The sequence below is a fragment of the Halorussus halobius genome (genome assembly GCF_004765805.1).
GTDB classification, from domain to species: domain Archaea; phylum Halobacteriota; class Halobacteria; order Halobacteriales; family Haladaptataceae; genus Halorussus; species Halorussus halobius.
Window position 1 is genome coordinate 240,273 of sequence record NZ_ML219773.1, and the last position, 17,869, is coordinate 258,141.

Here is a 17,869-nt window from a genome sequence, read left to right on the forward strand (position 1 = left end):
CCCAAATAGCTCCCGTAAGCTCAAAGACTCGTTTTAGTTACCGACGCCGAAGCTCGAAACGACGGATAGGGGCGCGCTACGGGTTGTTATAGACAGTTACGACTCGCGGTTCGCGTAGTACCACCACGCGAACCCGAGCGCGAGGACGAGCGCGCCGCCCGCGAAGAACAGCACGCCGGGCGGAATCGTCGAGGCGGCCGTCTCGGCTCCCTGCTGGACCGCGTCCGCCGAGTAGAGCGTCGCGTCGCCGCCGGTGGTCTCGGCCGCGTCGCCGGCTCCGCCGAGCGGTCCGCCCTCGAACAGCGCCCCGACGCCGTCGCCGAACGCCTGCTGGACCGCGAGGCTCAGCAGCGCCAGCGCGCCGACCGCGCCGGCGAGCCGCGAGAGCGCGTCCTTCAGCCCCGTGGTGTCGTCCTCGCCGCCCGCGAACACCACGAGCGGCCGGTCGGCGGGCGCGTACACCGTCATCTCGCGGCCCTTCTCCGAGTAGACCGTGTCGGCCGCCTCGATGACGTCGGCGTCTTCGAGCTTGCCGAGGTGGTGCTGGGCGTTCTGGAGCGAGGTGTCGACGGTCTCGGCGAGGTCGGAGGGCGTCGATGGTTCGTCGTGGAGGGCGGCCAGCAGTTCGCGGGCGGTCGCCGGCGAGAGCGCGCCCAGCAGGTCGTCGGCGTCCTCGCTGTCGACGCCGACCACGCGGGGCTCGGCCGACTCCGAGGCCGACGCGTCGGCGGAGGAGGGCAGGAGGTCAGCCATGGGTCGGGGTTGTCGCCGTCCGCCCTTGAACGTTGCTCCCGGTCGCGCGAATCGGCGGACTCGGGCGCGCGAGCGTCGAAACCGATTTGTTCGGCCAACTGAATGTGACGCACATGGAGTTCGTCTACAACAATCCCCTGGTCGTCGGGTTCGTCGTGGTTCTACTCGGCTTCGTGCTGTTCATGTACCTGTTCATCCGGCGGACCGTGACGGGCTTCCGCGAGGGGATGCAGAACGGCGACCGGTAGTCGACGCGCTACGCGTCGAGCGCCTCGCCCACGCGCTCGGCCGCCGTCTCGACATCCTCGCGGTCCACGTCCCAGTGGGTGCAAAAGCGCGCGACGTGGGTGTCGAACTGGGTGCCGAGGACGCCCGCGTCCTCGCAGTCGTCGAGGAACGCCTCGGCGGTCAGCCCAGTGCGCTCGGTGTCCACGAGGACGATGTTGGTCTCGGGTTCCTGCACGTCGAGGCCGTCGATGCCGGCGAGTCGCTCGGCCAGCACGCGGGCGTTCTCGTGGTCGTCGGCCAGTCGGTCGACGTTGTCGAGCGCCGCGAGGCCGGGCGCGGCGATTACCCCGGCCTGTCGCATCCCGCCACCGAACAGCTTGCGGTTGCGCCGCGCCCGTGCGACGAACGCCTCGCTGCCGGCCAGCATCGAGCCGACGGGCGCGCCCAGCCCCTTCGAGAGACAGAACATCACCGAGTCGACGCTCTCGGCGATGCGCGCCGGCGGGACGTCGAGCGCCACGGCCGCGTTGCACACCCGCGCGCCGTCGAGGTGGACCGGGACGCCGTGGTCGTGGGCCGCCTCGGCGGCGGCGTCGATTTTCCCGGGGTCGATGGCGATACCGCCCTTGCTGTTGTGTGTGTTTTCGAGGGTCAGCAGCCCCGTTCCGGGTCGGTGGGCGTCCTCCTCGACGTAGCCCTCCCGGACCTGCTCGGGCGTCGGCACCCCGCGCTCGCCGCCGTCGAGGCTCCGGAGCTGGAGGCCCGAGAGCTGGGCCATCCCGCCGAGTTCCCACTTGACGACGTGGCTCTCGCGCTCGCTCAGCACCTCCTGGCCGCGCTCGGTGTGGGTCCGGACCGCGACCTGATTGCCCATCGTCCCGGTCGGGACGTAGAGGGCGTCCTCGAACCCCACGAGGTCGGCCGCGCGGGCCTCCAACTCGTTGACGGTCGGGTCCTCGCCGTACACGTCGTCGCCCACCTCGGCGTCGCGGGCGGCCTCGCGCATGGCGTCGTCGGGCTTCGTGACGGTGTCGCTCCGCAGGTCTATCATGGTCGGCTCTTACCGGTGGGACGCCAAATACCCCGCGATGGCGGCGAGTCTGCTGGCACGGTCCCGCGATCGGAGGGCCGGAGACCGAAAGCGGTTTGCGCCTCTCGCGTCGAGTCGTCGACATGGACCCTCGAATCCGAAATCACGCCGAGACCGTCGTCGACCACTCCACCGAGGTCGAGGCCGGCGACGACGTGGTCGTCAGCGCGCCGTCCGTGGCCGAGGACCTGACGCTCGCGCTCTGTGAGGAAATCGCCGAGCGCGGCGCGAACCCCTTCCACGTCTCGTTCCGCATGGACCGGACCCGCGCGGCGTTCCTCGGCGCGGCCGACCCCGAGGAACTCGAACTGCCCGAACACGAACTCGCGCTCGCGGAGGCGGCCGACGTGTGGATTCACGTTCGCGCCCACGACAACGTCGCCGAGATGAGCGGCGTGCCGAGCGAGACGATGTCGACCTTCCGGAAGGTCAGCCAGCCCGTCCGCGAGGAGATACTCGACTCGCGGTGGGTGCTCACCCAGTACCCCGCGCCCGCCGACGCCCAGAACGCCGAGATGAGCACCGACGAGTACGAGGAATTCGTCTGGTCGGCCATCGACAAGGACTGGGCCGCCCAGCGGGACCACCAGCAACAGATGGTCGAGATACTCGACGCCGGCGAGGAGGTCCACATCGTCTCGGGCGACACCACCGACCTCCGGATGAGCGTCGCGGGGATGACCACTATCAACGACGACGCCGGCAACAACCTCCCCGGCGGCGAGGTGTTCACCGCGCCGGTCGCCGACTCGGTCGAGGGCGAGGTGCTGTTCGACAAACCGCTGGTCCATCAGGGCCACGAGGTCGAAGACGCCTACCTCCGATTCGAGGGCGGCGAGGTGGTCGACCACAGCGCGACCAAGAACGAGGACGTGCTGACCGAGGTGCTGAACACCGACGAGGGCGCGCGCCGCCTCGGCGAACTCGGCATCGGGATGAACCGCGACATCGACCGGTTCACCTACAACATGCTGTTCGACGAGAAGATGGGCGACACGGTCCACCTCGCGGTCGGGATGGCCTACGAGGCGTGTCTGCCCGAGGGCGAGACGGGCAACGAGAGTGCGGTCCACGTCGACATGATCGTAGACATGAGCGAGGACTCGTTCATCGAGGTCGACGGCGAAATCGTCCAGCGCAACGGCACCTTCCGGTTCGAGGAGTAGCGAGGCCGGCGTGAGACGAGCCCCGAGCTGGAGCGGGGAGCGTGGCGACCGCGGCGGACGGCTTCGAGGACCGAGCGCCCGATTTCCCCGGGGAACCGCGGCGGTCGCTCGCTCCCGTCACGGGACATTATTCCAATCACTTCTGTCCGGTGAAAACGCGCGTCGAGTCGGCAACCGCGTCGGCTCCGTCGAGAGCGCCGATTGCCCGGATACGCGTTCCGCGCTGCGGCGGCCGGGAACCCGGAGGCTTCCGTCGTTCCGTCGGTCGAGAGCGGTCCTCGCGGGACGGCGAGGCGACGAACCGGCCGTAACGCTTCTCCCTCGCGCTCACCTTAGAATTTAAGTATTTGGGCCATAGATTGATTTCCCGTGACGAAGGTCTCGTGTCCCGATTGCGGTCGCAGCATCGCGATGCACGAACTCGAAACGCGAACCGTCGCCCAGCGCAACGACTTCCAGACCAACTACCGGTGTCCGTTCTGCCGGTCCGACATCAACGACGTCGGCGACCTGTTCTGAGGTCGCGCTCAGGTTCGGAGTCGGTCGAGAAGCGAGCGGAGCGACCGCGTCAGGCGTTCGGCCCGGACTCGGTGGGGGGTCGCGCGTCGCGTCGGCCACTCGTCGAGCGTCGCGTGTTCGTCCCGCGCCCAGTCGAGGGTCGCGGTGCTGTACCGGAACTCGGCGTCGGTGGATGGAGGGCTGGACACGCTCGGGGCGTCCCGCGACCGTGGGGTAAGTTTTCCGCTTCGGCGTGACGGGCCGGCCCTCCTCGTCGACGATGGGCCGCTTCGCACCGCACTGGCACGATGAGATTCGACCCGGAGCAAACGGTCCGGGCCTGCGGCCGTTCCGGGGCCGGGACTTGCAGGGTTCGAATCCCTGCGAGTCGGTCGCTCGCGACGGTCGTTCACGGGCACGATGGGATTCGAACCCACGGCCATCGGATTAGAAGTCCGACGCTCTCTCCGGACTGAGCTACGTGCCCTCACGGATTCGTTGGTTTCGCTTCGACAAAAGGCCTTAGGATTCGTAGAGGCGCGATTCCACCGGCAGGAATCCGATTCGACCGGTCCGTCGCAGCGGAATTCGGCGTAGAGCGGCCGAAGACGATGGCTTCCGCGTGAGCCGCGCCGAGACCGCACCGCCGTCAGCGCGTGCCGGCCCGGAACCACGCGCTCGCTCGGAGACGAAGCGAGCACCCCGAACGGAACGCAGTACTTAAGCGGACTTCGACACTATCCAGACCCGATGAAGGTCATCGGAACCGTGGGGCTACCGGGAAGCGGCAAGGGCGAGGCCGCCTCGGTGGCCGAGGACCTCGGCGTCCCCGTCGTGACCATGGGCGACGTGATCCGACAGGAGTGTCGCGAGCGCGGCCTCGACCCGGCCGAGCACCACGGCACGATCGCCGCCGCGCTCCGGGAGGAGAACGGCCCGGACGCCATCGCCCAGCGCTCGCTCCCCATCGTCGAGGACGCGCTCGACGACAGCGACGCCGTGCTGGTCGACGGCATCCGGTCGGGCGTCGAGGTCGAGCGCTTCGAGTCGGCGTTCGGCGACGCGTTCACGCTGGTCAACGTCGCGGCTCCCTTCGAGGTCCGGGCCGAGCGCGTGACCGAGCGCGGCCGCGACGACACCGACGGCGGCGAGTCGCTGCGCGAGCGCGACGAGCGCGAGCGCGGGTTCGGCATGGACGAGGCCATCGCGCGGGCCGACGTGACCGTCGACAACACCGGCTCGCTGGAGTCGTTCCACGCCAAGATACGCGCGCTCCTGACCGAGGGCGTCGAGGGACTCGAACGGACCGCCGAGCGACAAGCGTGACTCCACAGCTATGATTTACAGCATCGACGTCCAGATCACCGCGCCCGTCAACGACACCGAGCTCGCCGACCGGGTGGCCGCCGCCGTCGAGAACGTCTTCCCCGGTGCGGACCCCGAACAGCGCCACGGCGAGGTCGTCGCCGAGGTCCACTCGCTCGACCACTTCTCGGAACTGCTCCATCGCCGGGAGATACTCGACACCGCGCGCTCGGAGTTCTTCGCGAACCGTCGCGGCGACACCGTCTCGTTCGACCTGAAGAAGCAGGCCGCCTTCGAGGGCGTCGTCAACTTCGCGGTGGGCAACCCCGACGAGCTCGGCGACCTCCACGTCCGGGTCCGGGTCGAGGAGCCGAGCGTCGAGGCGTTCGTCGACCACGTCGCCCCGCCGACCGAGGAGGGCACGCCCGTCACGGACGACGCCGACTCGTAGCGGGCCGGGTCGCTGTCCGGTTGGGCCCGCGATGGCGGGCTCACACCAGCACCCGCACGACGCCGAACAGCACCACCACGCCCAGCACGTCGCAGACGTTGGTCACCACCGGAATCACCACGTCGTCGGGGTCGAGTTCGAGCCGGTAGGCTGCGTAGGTCGCCGCGAACGTCACGGCGACCGCGAGCGCGGCCAGTACGAGCCCCGAGAGCGTCGCGACCGCGACCACGGTTCGGGCCGGAAGCGCCGTCCCGCCGGTCGCCAGCGAGAGCAACCACGCGCTCGCCCCGACCAGCGGGAAGACCGTGGCCGCGAGCCCGACCGTGGCGACCGCGTTCCCGACCAGCTCGTCGTCGCGGGCGTCGAACGACAGCGTGCCGAGGTGGAAGGCGGTCGAGAGCCGCGCCGCGAGGATGCTCCCGAGGTTGCCCGCGGTGCCGATCATCACCGGCACGAGCACCAGCAACGAGGGGTACCGGAGCAGGTACTCCTCGAAGGTGTCGAGGACGAGCCCGCTTCCGACCTCGACGACCGCGAGCACCACCAGCAGCGGGAGCATCGCGCGCGTGATGCCCCGGACCGACCACGTCGTCCCCACCTACCCACCTCCGAGCCCGACGACGAGTCGCACTGCGGCCAGCAGGGCGGCCATCCCGAACACGTCGCCGGTCGTGGTGACGACCGGCCCGACCAGCGTGTCGGGGTTGAGCCCCCGGCGATACCCCGCGAACGCGACCGCGACCACCGCGACCGTGAGCGCAACGCCGGACAGCAGCCCCGCAACCAGCGCGATGGCGACCAGCGCGCCCAGCGAGGCGCTGGGTCGGCCGACCGCGACGAGGACGCCGTAGGTCACCGCGGCGGCGAACGCGCTGATGGCGACGCCGTTGAGCATCGCGGCCGCGACCGCGGCGTACACGCGCCGGTCGTCGGGAACCAGCGTGGGTTCGACCAGCCCCTGATGGAGCCCGGTCGAGAGCTTCGCGCCCATCGCGCCGTAGACGTTCCCCCGGGTCGCGAGCAGTGCCGGAACCAGCACCAGCAGCCCCGAGACCGTCCGCAGGTCCGAGCGCATCCCGCCCAACACCAGGCCGGCGAACAGCCCGCCGACGGCGCTGACTGCCAGCACCGGCAGGGCCTCCCGGTAGGCTCGCTCGGCGACGTCGCGGGCGGACATCTACCGAACACGTCTCGGCGCCGCGTGAAAAAAGCGGGTGTGGCCGTCGTTGGCATTTCGGAGCCGCCCGACGACAGCCCGCGCGGGCGACCCGTGGTCGACTCCGAGAGGGTCGTCAGTCACCGAACGGTCCGAGTCCGCCCATCCCGCCGCCACCGCCGCCGCCCTGGTTTTGCATCTTCTTCATCATGCGCTCCATGTTCCCCTGTCCCATCCCCTGGAACTGCTTGAGGGTCTGGGACATCATCTTGTGCTGTTCGAGGAGTTCCCGCACCCGGTCGGCGTCCGTCCCGCTGCCGCGGGCGATGCGCTCGACCTGGCTCGCGCCGATGGCGCGCGGATTCTCCAGTTCCGCGTCGGTCATCGAGTCCATGATGACCTCGAACGAGCGCATCCGGTCCTGTGTCACGTCCATGGCGTCGTCGGGGAGTTCGTCCATCAGGCCGCCGCCCATGCCCGGAATCATGTCCATCACCTGGTCGAGCGGCCCCATGTTGTTCATCGCCTGCATCTGGCGACGCATGTCCTTCAGGGTGAACTCGCCTTTCAGCATGTCCTCGGGGTCCCAGTCGCCGTCGTCTTCCTGGGTCTCCTCCATGGCGCGCTCGACGCGCTCGGTCAACTGCTTGAGGTCGCCCATCCCGAGCAGCCGGGAGATGAACCCCGAGGGCTCGAAGCGCTCGACGTCCTCGACCGTCTCGCCGGTGCCGAGGAACGCGATCGAGGAGTCGGTCTCGTTGACGGCGGTCAGCGCGCCGCCACCTTTCGCGGTGCCGTCGAGCTTCGTGACGACGACGCCCTCGATGCCGATGGCGTCGTCGAACTGGCGGGCCTGGTCTTTCGCGCCCTGCCCGATGGCGGCGTCGAGCACGAGCAGGTTGCGGTCGGGGTCGACCGCGCGCTCTATCTCCTCGATCTCGGCGATGAGGTCGTCTTCGAGCGCGTGTCGCCCGGCGGTGTCGACGATGTGGACGTCGGCGTCGCTGGTGGCGTCGAGGCCGTCGCGGGCGATCTGGACCGGGTCGTCGGCGTCGGGGTCGCCGTAGAAGTCCACCTCGGCGCGCTCGGCCATCTCCTCGGCCTGGTCGTACGCGCCGGGCCGGAAGGTGTCGGTCTGAATCACGGCTGGCCGCAGGCCCTTCTTGGAGAACCACCACGCCATCTTGGCCGCGCTGGTGGTCTTCCCGGACCCCTGCAACCCCGCGAGCAGGATGGTCTGTCCTTCGAGCGGAATCTCGGTGCTGTCGCCCACGAGGTCGACCATCTCCTCGTAGACGATGCTGAGGACGTGGTCGCGTGCCGAGGTGCCGCCGGGCGGCTCTTCTTCGAGCGCCCGCTCCTCGATGGAGTCCGAGAGGTCCATCACGAGGCTGACTTCGACGTCGGCCTGCAGGAGCGACCGCTGAATCTCCTTGACGATGTCCTTCACGTCCGCCTCGGTCACGCGGGACTGCCCGCTGAGTTCGCCGAGAGAGTCGCGGAGGGAACTCCCGAGATCGTCGAGTACCATCGTTGTCGTAGGGTAGGCCGCGTGGGCGTTAAAGGCTTTTTCTACCGTACAGGTCAGGTCCGGCCGTCGAGCCACCGATGGCGTCGACCGGCTCGCACTCGCCCCCGTATGCGTCGCGTACGAGTGACCAGACGATGGAATTGCGTCGCGCGATGGACAGAGTTATGCCTCGAATCTCGAAACTCACGGACGTTCATGTCCGACATCCACGTCGAGACCACCGCCGAAACGGGGTACGACACGCGCTCGACTATCGACGACCACGAGGTCGACGTCGACGCGGGCGGCCCGAGCGCGCCGTCGCCGGTCGAGATGCTGGTCGCGGCGTACACGTCGTGTTTCCTCGCGTCGTTTCGCGCCGCCGCGAAGCGCAACGGCGTCCGTGACCCCGGACGCATCGACGTCGACGCCGACGCGTGGCGCGACGACGACGACCGTCTCGACGCCATCTCGTTCGCCGTCTCGGTAGAAGCGGACCTCGACGACGCGACCGAAATCGTCGCCGACGCGCGCGAGGAGTGTCACGTCGACGCCTCGCTGAAACAGTCGGTGCGGGCCGACGTCACCGTCGAAGACGACGCGTTCTGAAACGCCGTCGGGCCGCTCCGCTCACTCCCCGTCGCCGAGGAGCCGGTCGACCAGTTCCTCCGGGTCGAACGCCTCGATGTGGTCGTAGCCCTGCCCGACGCCCAGAAAGAGGATGGGCTTGCCCGTGACGTGCGCGATGGAGATGGCCGCGCCGCCCTGCGAGTCGGCGTCGGCCTTCGTGAGGACGGCACCGTCGATCTCGGCCGCCTCGTCGAACTGCTTGGCGCGCTGGACCGCGTCCTGTCCGGCCACGGCCTCGTCGACGAACAGGGTCATGTCCGGGCCGACCACGCGGTCTATCTTCTCTAGCTGGTCCATCAGCCCCTCGTCGGTGTGGAGCCGCCCGGCGGTGTCGCCCAGCACGACGTCGACGTCGTTCGAGTCGGCGTACTCGACGGCGTCGTAGATGACGGCCGCCGGGTCGCCGCCCTGCTCGTGGGCGATGAGCTCGGTGCCGAGGTTGTCGGCGTGCTCCCGAATCTGCTCGTTGGCTCCCGCCCGATAGGTGTCGCCGTTCGCCATCACGGTCGAGTACCCCCGGTCTTCGAGGTACTTCGAGAGCTTCGCGATGGTGGTGGTCTTGCCCACGCCGTTGACGCCCGTGAAGATGATGGTGACCGGCTTGTCGGCCTCGGCGATGCGCTGGTCGAAGTCGAACTGGCCGACCGAGATGACCTTCAGCAGCGAGTCGGCCAGTGCCTGCTCGACCACGTCCGCGGTCTCGCTGCTGAACGACCGGGTCGCGCCCACGAGGTCCTCGCGGATGCTGTCGAGTATCTCCTGGGCGACGCTCATCTCCACGTCGCTCTCCAGCAACGCCATCTCCAGCTCCCAGAGCGGGTCCTTGAGGTCCTGCTCCTCGATGACGATCTCGCCCTTCGCGAACGACTTGGCCTTCGCGGCGAAGCCGCCGCCCGACGAGCCCTCGTCGCCCGACGATTCGCTCGCGTCCGACGCCGACTCGGCGTCGGACGCGCCCGCACCGGCCCCATCGGTTCCGGCCCCGTCGTCGTCGGCCTCGGTCTCGGCCTTCTCCTCGGTCGTCTCCTCGACGTCCTCGCGGAAACTCCCGAGCTTGTCCTTCAGGCTGTCGAACATCGGGGATTACTCGTCCTCGTCGTCTCCCTGGCCCTGCATCTGCTGCATCTGCTGTTGCATCTGCTGTTGCTGGAGCTGTTGGGCCTTCTGCTCCAGCTCGTCGCTTTCGGCCTCCACGTCGCTGACCTCGTCCTGCAGGTCGGAGATGCGCTCGTCGAGGGTGTCCTGCTTGTGCTCCAGGGTCTCGACGGCGGCGTCCTCCTCGCGCTCGGCCGCGTAGCCGCCGCCGAGTTCCACGACGATCTCGTCGAGGTCCTGGACCTCCGCGTGGACGTGCGCGCCGCCGCCCAGCGGCACCTGCACGGTCGCGCCGGTGTCGAGCGCGTCGATGGTCTCGATGGCCTCGTCGATTTCGGTCTTCTCCTCGCGGAGCTCCTCGATCTCGGCTTCGAGCTCCTCCTTGGCCTCCTCGAGCTCCTGTAGCTGCTGGGAGAGCTCCTGCAGTTCGGGATTGCCGCCGCCACCGCCCATCATCGGCCGTCGACCTCCTCGACGGTCACCTGGGTCCGCTTGAGCCCGTACCGACCGCCCAGATTGGCGTAGGTGTGCTCGCGCGCCACGTCCTCGTTCTCGGCCTCCACGTCCGTCTCGAACTCCTGCCAGCCGTCTCGGGTCTGGAACTGGCCGCGAACAGTAAACTCACTCATGGACGAATCTGGGACGCGCGCAGGGAAGAATCTTCCTACTCGGGGATGGTCGGTCGCTCGGAGACACGCGACTCGGACGGCCGTGCCCGATGCAGCGCGACACTCTCATTCAAAGTCTAGCCGGTACACCCTACTAGGAATCCCTGCTAGGAAACGGGAAGGATTTATACTGCTAGGGTCGCTAGCCCTAGATAGGCGGCGCGGGAGGCGATGATCCCTCTCTGAAGGGGCACGAGGCTCCCGTGGCTGCACGTTTTCCTGCTGCTCACCGAGCAAACCGGAGGTCGTGGAGCAGCCCTGCTGCCGTTCCACAGTCTGCTCGCGTCAGATTCCGCCGCCACGAGTAAGCAGCTACGTCACCGAACTGGATTCCCGGCGTGCTTTTGCTGTCCCGAATCGAAAACGAGATACTATCCACGTTGAGCGCACCTCGCACGACGTTCGCCGCGTTTTCCCACGTCGTCGCGTCCAAGAGAACTCGAATCCCGTCGTACGATTCGTCGTCGAGGAGCGCTCGACGATTCGTTAGCGGAGCGAGGACCGAGGAGAGGCCCATCACCTGCATCGCTTCGAACGCCGAGAGGCGGCTGAGGTGGTCGTCCAGCACGGTTCGACAGACTCTCCCGTGAAGGGGAGCGATGGTAAAACCGACTGGAAACGACATCGTCCACGGCAGGTTGTTCTCGGCGGTGACGAGCGAGTCGTCGTCGTACACCTCCGACTGCAGTCGGTCGACGACGGTCCCGAGCGTGTCGGGGTCGAGCTTCGCAGATTTGATCTCGGAGGGCTGTCGCTCGTACCCTTTTATCGACTGGACCGTATCCAGAAGCCTGTCTTTGGTCGCCATCAGTACGTCGTGTGGATTACTCCACTCTGACAAGAACCAGCAACCAGCGACGGTGTAGCAGTCGTCCGTCGCCTTACGACCGCTCTCGTCTACACAGATGTACAGCGTCGTCATCGTCCGTCAACTCATCGATTGGGGTCCAACTCGCCCGTCTGTATCTCACTCGATGTAGCCCAGCGCCTGGTCGATGCGACCCAGCTCCGGCCCCGTGGTCTCCTGGCCGACCACGTAGCCCGCCTCGTTGGCGACCAGTCCCGACCCAACGAGCGGCGCGCCGTAGTTGACGGTGCCGATGTCGGCGGGCACGTCCAGCACGTCCTCCAGCCTGTCGAGCTGGTCGTCGGTCGCTTTCGGATGACAGAGGACGCCGTCGTTCGTGGCGACGCCCGCGGTCCCCACCGTCTGCACGTCGGCGAGGTCGCCCCGGTCGACCGGCACGTCGAGCGCGTCCTCGACCGCCTGCACCGCCTCGCGGGAGAGGTCCGGGTGGACGTACGCGCCGGCGTCGTTGGCGAGGACCACGTTCCCGGCGGCGTTTATCTTGCCCGGGAGCTCGGTCACGGTCGCGCCGGTGGCGTCGGCGATGCGGTCGCGCTCCCGATCTGTGACGCGGTTGCTGACCAGCAGGCCGTTCTCGTTGCCGACCGCGAGCGCGCCAACGGTCGAGGAGCCCCCGACCGTGGTCTCGACGGTCCCGACGCCGAGTTCCTCGCTCACGTCGGCCACGAGGTCGTCGTCGAGGTCCGGCCGGACCAGCAGGTACTCGTCGGTCGCGCGAGCGAAGACCCCGACGTACGACGAACCGAGAAAGGCGGCGCGGAGCAAAGCTCTACTCGGCGTGTTCCGCCTCGACGACGGTCTCGCCCTCTTCCTCGAAGCGCGCTGCGCGCACCCGAAGCTTGCTCGGGGGCTTCTTGCGGCCCTGCGACCAGACCGCTTCGTTGATGGAGGGGTCCAGACGGACCTCGCTGCCCTCGACCTTGAAGTGCTTTGCGAGGTGGTCCCGGACGAGCGACATCGCCTTGTCGGCGCGCTCGTGCTTCGGGGCGGCCTTGGCGTCCCGGAGCGGCACCGTCACGACGCGCTCCTCGAAGTCGCTGGCGCTCATTATTCGTCGGTGTCCTGTCGCCGCCAGTTACGGCGCTTGGGGTTCTGCATCACGTCGCGGTCGGTCTTCATGATGACCCACGCGGGGACGCGGCTGTTCTGGCGCTCGAGCTTGGACAGGCGTTTCTTCTTGGCCTTGGACTTCTTGCTCATGGTACCACGTTGTTCCCCACCGCGGCTTAAAATCGTGTTGCTTTGGCCCGCCGGGGGCGCTGGCGGTCGAGCCGCGGCGCCGACGACAGCCTACAGCTCGAACGACTCGACCGTCGAGTACTCCGGTCCCTCGTCGGTCAGTTCGCTCTCGGTCAGTCGGACCGCGGTCACCTCGGCCGTGCCGACGGTCGGGTCCAACTCCTCGACGGCGTCCTGCACCAGTTCCTTTCCGCCGGCGTGCTCCATGCGAGCGAGGGTGACGTGTGGCGTGAACTCGTGGTCGTCGGGGTCGAAACCCAGCTTGGTGGTCTCGCGCTCGATAGCCTCGTGGAGTCGCGTCAGTTGCTCGCCGCCCTCGCTCACGCCGAGCCAGAGGACCTGGATGTAGCTGATGTCCGGAAAGACGCCGAGTCCCTCGTACGTCGCGTCGAAGGGGTCGACCCCGGCGGAGGCGACGCCACGCCGGACCGCGTTCTTCACGCGGGGAAGCTCGCCCCGATTCACGTCGCCGAGAAACTGGAGGGTGACGTGGGCCTGCTCGGGGTCGGTGAAATCCAGCCCCGGCGCGCCCCCGAACTCCTGCTGTACCTGCTCGATTTCGGCCGCGAACTCGTCGGGGAGGTCGACGCTCACGAAGAGTCTCATCCTGCAGGGAGGTTGGTCGCACGGGGCTTGAAGGTGGGTGGTCGGCCGGACGGCGTCGGACGCCCGGTCGAGCGAGGTCTGTTCGTGACCGGCCGAGCGAGGTCGCGTCGCCCCCGACCGAACGGGGCGAGTTCGGTGTCGCTCGGGCTCTGATTCCCATGGCGCAGTCCTTAACATCGCTGCATCCCAATCCCGTGGTACATGACCGACCCCATCGACGACGACCACGAGTTCTCGGAGGGCGAGGGCTTCGGGGACCCCTACGAGGAGTTCGACATCGACCCGCCGGAACTCGACGTCGACCCCGAGAAGGTCGACCCCGTCGACTCCCGCGTGGTCACCGACCTGCTCGACGACCAGCAGCTCGCCGACGACGAGGTCGACGTCGAGCAGTTGCTCGACGTGGGCGTCAGCTACATGCAGATAAACCGCTTCGAGCAGGCCGCCGACGCGTTCGAGCGCACCGCCCAGTACGCGCCCGACGGCAGCGGCCTCGAACAGGAGGCCTGGACCAACAAGGGCGCGGCCCACGCCGAACTCGACGAGTGGGACGCCGCCATCGGCGCGTACCGCGAGGCCATCGCAGTCGACGAGGACAGCGAACACGCCGCCACCGCCGAGACGAACCTCGCGTACGCGCTCTGGGAGTCGGGGCGGAGCGAGCAGGCGCTCGAACACGCCGAGCGCGCGGTCGAGATCGACGAGCGGTTCGCCGAGGCGTGGTTCAATCGGGGCTTTTTCCTGCTCGAGCGCGGGCTGGCCGAGGACGCGCTCAACAGCCTGGAGAACGCCATCCGGCTCGGGATGCGCAACGCCCGGACGCTCGACGAGAAGGCCCGCGCGCTCGAAGAACTCGGCCAGTACGACGAGGCCGAGGAGATAGCCGAGGAAGCCGAGGAGATGCGCGAGCAGGTCGAGCAGGAACTCGTCGAGGAGCAGCGCGAGCGCCGAGAGCAGCGATGATACTCAAGGAGCGCGACACCGACGAGGGACTGCTCGTGGCGGTCTGTGACGACGACGTGCTCGGCGAGACGTTCGAGGACGACGGCGTCTCGCTCACCGTCACCGAGGAGTTCTACGGCGGCGAGTCGGTCGAGGAGGAGGCCGTCGTAGCCAGTCTCGCCCGCGCGTCGGTCGCCAACATCGTCGGCAGCGAGGCGGTCGACCTCGCCGTCCGGGAGGGGTTCGTCGACGAGGCCAACGTGCTGGAGGTCGACTCGACCCGCCACGCCCAGTTCCTCCGGATGTAGCCCGGCTTCTTCGAGCGGGCGTGAGCGACCGCGCGGCCCTCCCGGACGCGACGAAACCGGTTCTACTTACCCGCGAGCGCCGGGACCGAAGGAATGTTCTTGCTCGAACCCGTATTCTCACCCAATGGGACTTCAGCAATCGGACGCGCTCGACGTCGAACGCAGACGGGAGGATTTCCCCATCCTCCAGCGCGAGTTCGACGGTCAGCAGGTGGTCTACCTCGACAACGGCGCGACGACACAGAAGCCCGACGCGGTCGTCGACGCCATCGCGGACTACTACCGGACGTACAACGCCAACGTCCACCGGGGCATCCACCAGTTGAGCCAGGAGGCCTCCATCGCCTACGAGGAGGCCCACGACACCGTCGCGGAGTTCGTCGGCGCGGACGGCCGCGAGGAGATGGTCTTCACCAAGAACACCACCGAGGCCGAGAACCTCGTGGCGTACGCGTGGGGCCTGAACGAACTCGGACCGGGCGACGAGGTCGTGTTGACCGAGATGGAACACCACGCCTCGCTGGTGACGTGGCAACAGATCGCCGAGAAGACCGGCGCGGACGTGAAGTACGTCCCCATCACCGACGAGGGCTACCTCGATATGGAGGCGGCGGCGGACCTGATAACCGACGACACCGAGATGGTCAGCGTCCTCCACGTCTCGAACACGCTGGGCACGGTCAACCCGGTCGCCGACCTCGCGGACCTCGCGCACGACCACGACGCCTACATATTCGTGGACGGCGCGCAGGCGGTCCCGAACCGCCCGGTCGACGTCGAGGCCATCGACGCCGACTTCTACGCCTTCTCGGGCCACAAGATGCTCGGCCCGACCGGCATCGGCGGCCTCTACGGCCGGAAGGAACTGCTCGAAGGGATGGAGCCGTTCCAGTACGGCGGGGACATGATTCGGAAGGTCACCTTCGAGGACGTGACCTGGAACGACCTGCCGTGGAAGTACGAGGCCGGGACGCCGGTCATCGCGCAGGGCATCGGGCTCGCGGCGGCGGTCGACTACCTCGAAGACGTCGGGATGGACGCCGTCCGACGCCACGAGGAGCGCCTCGCGGGCTACGCGCTCGACCGCTTCGCCGAGTTCGACGACCTCACGGTGTACGGGCCGACCGACCCCGAGGACCGTGGCGGACTGGTCGCGTTCAACCTCGACGGAGTCCACGCCCACGACCTCGCCTCGATTATGAACGACCACGCGGTCGCCATCCGGGCGGGCGACCACTGCACCCAGCCCCTCCACGACGTGCTGGGCGTGGCGGCGTCGGCGCGGGCGTCCTTTTACCTCTACAACACGACCGACGAGATAGACGAACTCCTCGAGGCGATCGACAGCGCGCGAGAACTGTTCGCCTGACCGCTCAGCGGCCCCTGAGCGGCCGGTCGCTCGCGTTCGAACTCCGATTCCTTTTCCGTCCTCGCTCCCTCGGTCGAACCATGATGGACGAGGTCCGGGAGCGCGCCAGACCGTACTTCGAGGACGCGTCGCCCGCCCACGACTGGCACCACGTCCGGCGGGTCGCGCGACTCGCCGAGACGCTGGTCGACGAGCAGGACCGAGCTATCGACGAGGACGTCCTCTTCGCGGCGGTCTGGCTCCACGACATCGGCCGAACCAAGGAGGACCGTGGCGAGATAGCCGACCACGCCGAGTGGGGCGCGAGGGAAGCGGGCCAAATTCTGCGGGACCTCGACGCGGCCGCCGACACCGCCGAGGCGGTCCAACACTGCATTCGCGCACACCGTTACTCGAACGACGTGGACCCCGCGACGCCGGAAGCCGAGCTTCTCAGCGACGCCGACAACCTCGACGCGCTGGGCGCGGTCGGCATCGCGCGCGTGTTCAGCTACGGCGGGGAACTCGGCCAACCGCTCCACGACCCCGACCTCCCGCCGGAAGCAGACGACTCCGATTCGGGCGCGACGCAGTTGAACCACGTCCACGAGAAGATACTCTCGCTGCGCGACCGGATGTACACCGAGCCCGGCCGGGAACTCGCCGAGGCGCGCCACGACTACGTGGTCGCGTTCGCCGAGCGGTTCGAGCGCGAGGCCGCCGGCGAGCGCTGACCGGGAATCGCCCGCTTTTTGAGACGTCCGTCCCGAGATTCGGGCATGGTCGACTGGACACTCGCAGCGGTGATGGGTTCGCACACGCTGATGGCGGTCCTCTGGGCGGGCGGCTATCTGGTCACGTCGATGCTGGTCGTCCCGGCCGCCGGGCGACACGACGCCCCGGCGTTCGCGCTGGACGTGCTCGACTCGCTCAAGTGGTTCGCGTTCGGCGGCATCGTGGTGATGGGTGCCTCGGGCGGCGCGGCGCTGTGGGTGCTCTACGACAACAGCCTTCCCGACGGCGTGCGGGGCACCGCGCTGATAGCGATGATGACCCTCTACGGCGTCTTCGGTCTGACGAGCCTCTGGGCGTGGCGCGAGACCAAGAGCGCCCGCGAATCGGGCGTCGCCGAACTCCCGACCCGGCTGAAGATGGCGTTCCGCACGAACGCGCTGGTCGCGACCCTGCTCGTGTTGAACGCGTCGGTCATCGGCTACGTGGCCTGAGCCGCGAAAACCGGCTACGCAACTCTTTTACGCCGGACTCGCCTACGTTCGCCCAACAATGGGCATGGGCTCGGACATGTACCGCCAGCAGATTCTCGACCACTACAAGAACCCCCGCAACTACGGGGAGATGGAGGAGGCGACCTACTCCCACGCTGGCGAGAATCCGATGTGCGGCGACGAGATACGGATGGACGTGAAACTCGACGACGACGAGGAGACCATCGAGGGCGTCTCGTTCGAGGGCGACGGCTGTGCCATCAGTCAGGCCAGCGCGAGCATGCTGACCGAGAAGCTCCGGGGCATGGCGGTCGACGAGATGAAGGCGTTGGACCGCGACGACGTCATCGACATGCTCGGCGTGGAGATTAGCCCGATGCGGGTCAAGTGCGCGGTCCTCGCCGAGAAGGTGGTGCAGGACGGCGCGGACATCCACGAGGGCGAGAAGCAACTCGACAAGACGACGACAGAGGACGACGACGAGTAGCCCGGTTTTCGTCCCCGGGTCGAGCAGTCGGTCGGCGGTCCCTGTCGACTACCGAAGTTCGGACATCTGTACTGCCCACTGCAATCGACTGCAGCATCCGTATCTTCCGAACCGGCGCGCGCTGGCGCGGCGCGTTCATGCGCCGCGCCAACTGCGCGAGGGAGGGGCGCGCTCGTGCGCCCCGAGGCTGGGGAGGGGTGAGGCTCACCGTTGCGGCGCGGTCGCGGCGCTGTGCGGTTTCTCACGTGCCTCGGCAGTAGCTCGCTTCGTCGCTCCGTACGTTCTGTCGGGCGAG

Annotated in this window: 26 protein-coding genes and 1 tRNA gene; 12 read left to right on the forward strand and 15 right to left on the reverse strand. The window is 68.1% G+C overall.

The window, feature by feature from the left end; genetic code table 11:
• Positions 1–96 precede the first annotated feature (96 nt).
• On the reverse strand, positions 97–753 hold the full coding sequence (locus tag EPL03_RS01215) for an ArsR/SmtB family transcription factor (RefSeq protein ID WP_135827515.1): 657 nt from the start codon (positions 751–753) through the stop codon (positions 97–99).
• Positions 754–866: 113 nt separating this feature from the next.
• On the opposite strand from EPL03_RS01215, the gene EPL03_RS20585 reads away from it, so the two are divergent.
• On the forward strand, positions 867–1,001 hold the full coding sequence (locus EPL03_RS20585; RefSeq protein WP_280178808.1) for a DUF7859 family protein: 135 nt from the start codon (positions 867–869) through the stop codon (positions 999–1,001).
• An 8-nt stretch (positions 1,002–1,009) separates the two neighbouring features.
• On the opposite strand, the gene EPL03_RS01220 is transcribed toward EPL03_RS20585, so the two are convergent.
• Positions 1,010–2,032, reverse strand: coding sequence for a threonine aldolase family protein (locus tag EPL03_RS01220; protein ID WP_135827516.1), 1,023 nt, complete (start codon positions 2,030–2,032; stop codon positions 1,010–1,012).
• Between the two features lie 122 nt (positions 2,033–2,154).
• On the opposite strand from EPL03_RS01220, the gene EPL03_RS01225 reads away from it, so the two are divergent.
• Positions 2,155–3,237, forward strand: a complete 1,083-nt coding sequence (locus EPL03_RS01225) for an aminopeptidase (RefSeq protein WP_135827517.1) — start codon at positions 2,155–2,157, stop codon at positions 3,235–3,237.
• 369 nt (positions 3,238–3,606) lie between these two features.
• Complete coding sequence (locus tag EPL03_RS19700; protein ID WP_168216146.1) at positions 3,607–3,756, forward strand: hypothetical protein; 150 nt, start codon at positions 3,607–3,609, stop codon at positions 3,754–3,756.
• Between the two features lie 8 nt (positions 3,757–3,764).
• On the opposite strand, the gene EPL03_RS01230 is transcribed toward EPL03_RS19700, so the two are convergent.
• Positions 3,765–3,944, reverse strand: a complete 180-nt coding sequence (locus EPL03_RS01230; RefSeq protein WP_135827518.1) for a hypothetical protein — start codon at positions 3,942–3,944, stop codon at positions 3,765–3,767.
• Between the two features lie 203 nt (positions 3,945–4,147).
• Positions 4,148–4,222 (reverse strand) — tRNA-Arg (locus EPL03_RS01235).
• Positions 4,223–4,485: 263 nt separating this feature from the next.
• Here EPL03_RS01235 and EPL03_RS01240 point away from each other — a divergent pair.
• Both EPL03_RS01240 and EPL03_RS01245 read left to right on the forward strand, forming a co-directional pair.
• Positions 4,486–5,061 (forward strand): AAA family ATPase, encoded by a 576-nt coding sequence (locus EPL03_RS01240; RefSeq protein ID WP_135827519.1) that lies wholly within the window; start codon positions 4,486–4,488, stop codon positions 5,059–5,061.
• Positions 5,062–5,071: 10 nt separating this feature from the next.
• A complete protein-coding gene (locus EPL03_RS01245; protein WP_135827520.1) occupies positions 5,072–5,491 on the forward strand; it encodes an RNA-binding domain-containing protein in 420 nt (139 codons plus the stop codon).
• Between the two features lie 40 nt (positions 5,492–5,531).
• On the opposite strand, the gene EPL03_RS01250 is transcribed toward EPL03_RS01245, so the two are convergent.
• From EPL03_RS01250 to EPL03_RS01260, 3 genes are all read right to left on the reverse strand, one after another.
• Positions 5,532–6,089 carry a magnesium transporter gene (locus EPL03_RS01250; protein ID WP_135827521.1) on the reverse strand — a complete coding sequence of 186 codons (558 nt, stop codon included), beginning with the start codon at positions 6,087–6,089 and terminating at the stop codon, positions 5,532–5,534.
• The gene (locus tag EPL03_RS01255) at positions 6,090–6,668 is read right to left on the reverse strand and encodes a magnesium transporter (RefSeq protein WP_135827522.1); all 579 of its coding nucleotides are present in this window, start codon (positions 6,666–6,668) and stop codon (positions 6,090–6,092) included.
• Positions 6,669–6,783: 115 nt separating this feature from the next.
• Positions 6,784–8,178 (reverse strand): signal recognition particle protein Srp54, encoded by a 1,395-nt coding sequence (locus EPL03_RS01260; protein WP_135827523.1) that lies wholly within the window; start codon positions 8,176–8,178, stop codon positions 6,784–6,786.
• A gap of 195 nt (positions 8,179–8,373) precedes the next feature.
• Here EPL03_RS01260 and EPL03_RS01265 point away from each other — a divergent pair, with 195 nt between their 5' ends.
• Positions 8,374–8,766, forward strand: a complete 393-nt coding sequence (locus tag EPL03_RS01265; protein ID WP_168216158.1) for an OsmC family protein — start codon at positions 8,374–8,376, stop codon at positions 8,764–8,766.
• A 21-nt stretch (positions 8,767–8,787) separates the two neighbouring features.
• On the opposite strand, the gene ftsY is transcribed toward EPL03_RS01265, so the two are convergent.
• From ftsY to thpR, 8 genes are all read right to left on the reverse strand, one after another.
• Entirely contained in the window at positions 8,788–9,864 is a 1,077-nt protein-coding gene (gene ftsY / locus EPL03_RS01270) for a signal recognition particle-docking protein FtsY (protein WP_210424879.1), read from the reverse strand.
• A 6-nt stretch (positions 9,865–9,870) separates the two neighbouring features.
• On the reverse strand, positions 9,871–10,338 hold the full coding sequence (gene pfdA / locus EPL03_RS20260) for a prefoldin subunit alpha (protein ID WP_210424880.1): 468 nt from the start codon (positions 10,336–10,338) through the stop codon (positions 9,871–9,873).
• Positions 10,335–10,511, reverse strand: coding sequence for a 50S ribosomal protein L18Ae (gene rpl18a / locus EPL03_RS01275; protein WP_135827525.1), 177 nt, complete (start codon positions 10,509–10,511; stop codon positions 10,335–10,337). Before rpl18a ends, pfdA begins: the two co-directional genes overlap by 4 nt.
• 265 nt (positions 10,512–10,776) lie before the next feature.
• The gene (locus EPL03_RS01280; RefSeq protein ID WP_135827526.1) at positions 10,777–11,472 is read right to left on the reverse strand and encodes a DUF3800 domain-containing protein; all 696 of its coding nucleotides are present in this window, start codon (positions 11,470–11,472) and stop codon (positions 10,777–10,779) included.
• A 45-nt stretch (positions 11,473–11,517) separates the two neighbouring features.
• Positions 11,518–12,183 carry a translation initiation factor IF-6 gene (locus tag EPL03_RS01285; protein ID WP_135827527.1) on the reverse strand — a complete coding sequence of 222 codons (666 nt, stop codon included), beginning with the start codon at positions 12,181–12,183 and terminating at the stop codon, positions 11,518–11,520.
• A 4-nt stretch (positions 12,184–12,187) separates the two neighbouring features.
• Complete coding sequence (locus EPL03_RS01290) at positions 12,188–12,466, reverse strand: 50S ribosomal protein L31e (protein WP_135827528.1); 279 nt, start codon at positions 12,464–12,466, stop codon at positions 12,188–12,190.
• Entirely contained in the window at positions 12,466–12,618 is a 153-nt protein-coding gene (locus EPL03_RS01295) for a 50S ribosomal protein L39e (protein WP_135827529.1), read from the reverse strand. The genes EPL03_RS01290 and EPL03_RS01295 overlap by 1 nt, the downstream gene beginning before the upstream one ends.
• Positions 12,619–12,708: 90 nt before the next feature.
• Positions 12,709–13,263 (reverse strand): RNA 2',3'-cyclic phosphodiesterase, encoded by a 555-nt coding sequence (thpR, locus tag EPL03_RS01300; protein WP_135827530.1) that lies wholly within the window; start codon positions 13,261–13,263, stop codon positions 12,709–12,711.
• Positions 13,264–13,464: 201 nt separating this feature from the next.
• Between thpR and EPL03_RS01305 the strand changes: the two genes are divergently transcribed.
• The 6 genes from EPL03_RS01305 to sufU all read left to right on the forward strand — a co-directional run bounded on the left by EPL03_RS01305 (position 13,465) and on the right by sufU (position 17,574).
• A complete protein-coding gene (locus EPL03_RS01305) occupies positions 13,465–14,226 on the forward strand; it encodes a tetratricopeptide repeat protein (protein ID WP_135827531.1) in 762 nt (253 codons plus the stop codon).
• Complete coding sequence (locus EPL03_RS01310; RefSeq protein ID WP_135827532.1) at positions 14,223–14,513, forward strand: DUF424 domain-containing protein; 291 nt, start codon at positions 14,223–14,225, stop codon at positions 14,511–14,513. The genes EPL03_RS01305 and EPL03_RS01310 overlap by 4 nt, the downstream gene beginning before the upstream one ends.
• Before the next feature lie 124 nt (positions 14,514–14,637).
• Positions 14,638–15,882 carry an aminotransferase class V-fold PLP-dependent enzyme gene (locus EPL03_RS01315; RefSeq protein ID WP_135827533.1) on the forward strand — a complete coding sequence of 415 codons (1,245 nt, stop codon included), beginning with the start codon at positions 14,638–14,640 and terminating at the stop codon, positions 15,880–15,882.
• A gap of 80 nt (positions 15,883–15,962) precedes the next feature.
• Positions 15,963–16,595 carry an HD domain-containing protein gene (locus EPL03_RS01320; RefSeq protein ID WP_135827534.1) on the forward strand — a complete coding sequence of 211 codons (633 nt, stop codon included), beginning with the start codon at positions 15,963–15,965 and terminating at the stop codon, positions 16,593–16,595.
• 45 nt (positions 16,596–16,640) lie between these two features.
• Complete coding sequence (locus EPL03_RS01325) at positions 16,641–17,087, forward strand: hypothetical protein (RefSeq protein WP_135827535.1); 447 nt, start codon at positions 16,641–16,643, stop codon at positions 17,085–17,087.
• 58 nt (positions 17,088–17,145) lie between these two features.
• On the forward strand, positions 17,146–17,574 hold the full coding sequence (gene sufU / locus EPL03_RS01330) for a Fe-S cluster assembly sulfur transfer protein SufU (RefSeq protein ID WP_135827536.1): 429 nt from the start codon (positions 17,146–17,148) through the stop codon (positions 17,572–17,574).
• Positions 17,575–17,869 lie beyond the last annotated feature (295 nt).